The sequence below is a fragment of the Cellulomonas hominis genome (assembly GCF_005239125.1).
In the GTDB taxonomy this organism is placed as follows: domain Bacteria; phylum Actinomycetota; class Actinomycetes; order Actinomycetales; family Cellulomonadaceae; genus Cellulomonas; species Cellulomonas hominis_A.
The window spans coordinates 1-1,094 of the sequence record NZ_SZYE01000353.1 but is presented as its reverse complement, the minus strand read 5'-3'; the positions used below and the strand labels follow the sequence as shown (position 1 = coordinate 1,094).

The 1,094-nt window shown below is 76.2% G+C and carries 2 protein-coding genes; both read left to right on the top strand.

Translation table 11 applies throughout. From position 1 onward, the window contains the following. The coding region (locus FA014_RS19545; protein WP_195969400.1) for a ComF family protein at positions 1-273 on the top strand (273 nt) is incomplete at its 5' end. Positions 274-435: 162 nt separating this feature from the next. Further along, on the top strand, positions 436-1,094 hold a 659-nt coding region (gene hpf, locus FA014_RS19540; protein ID WP_154731257.1), incomplete at its 3' end, for a ribosome hibernation-promoting factor, HPF/YfiA family.

The window sequence follows — 1,094 nt, the reverse complement described above, 5'->3', positions numbered from 1 at the left end:
GGAGCCGGCCGGGACCAGGTCGGCCTCGGGGTCCGGGGCCGGGCGGCGAACCTGGCGGGCCGCTTCCGGGTCCGCCCGCGGGCGCGCGCCGGCCTGGCCGGCGCCCGGGTCCTCCTGGTCGACGACGTGCTGACGACCGGGGCGACGCTGGCCGCCTGCCGCTCCGCGCTGGAGGCCGCGGGCGCCCAGGTCGCGGGCGGGCTCGTGCTCGCCGTCACCCGTCCGCCGGGATCGCCGACCGGCTGGTTGGAAGCCGCGCGCGAGCCGGGATAGCGTGGACCCACAGCACCGGGTGGCAGGGATGCCGCCCGGTACCGGGACTCGACGGGCACGCCCGCACGAGGAGGTGGTGCCGCAGACCAGCGCCCGAGAGGGCGCTCCGAGCACGCTGCCGGGCGGGTCGCACCCCGCCCCCGGACCTCCAGGAGGAACCCCATGGAGATCGTCGTCGCCGGCCGTCACACCGACGTCCCCGAGCGTTTCCGTCAGCACGTGACGGACAAGCTCGCCAAGCTCGAGCAGCTCGCGCCCCGGGCGCAGCGCATCGACGTCGAGGTGACCCACGAGTCCAACCCCCGGCAGGCCGCCGCCGCCGAACGGGTCGAGCTGACCGTGGTGGGCAAGGGACCGGTGATCCGCGCCGAGGCCTGCGCGGACGACCGGTACGGGGCCTTCGACCTGGCGATCGACAAGCTCACGGAGCGCCTGCGCCGGGCACGTGACCGCCGCAAGAGCCACCGTGGCAAGGTCCCCACGCCGGCGAGCGACCCGCTGCCGCCGCTCGAGGAGCTGGAGACCGCGGCCGTCGCCGCGACGCCCGCGCCCACCGAGGACGGGGTCGTGGAGACGACGCTCGGCGACTCGCCCGTCGTCATCCGCGAGAAGGTGCACGCCGCGCAGCCGATGACGATCGACGACGCGCTCTACGAGATGGAGCTCGTGGGGCACGACTTCTTCCTGTTCGTCGACGCCGAGACGGCCCAGCCGTCCGTCGCGTACCGCCGGCGGGGGTGGAGCTACGGGGTCATCAAGCTCGACGCCGCGGTGACCAGCATCGGCGACGGCGCGGCCGCCGCGCCGCGGGCCGGGGGCGT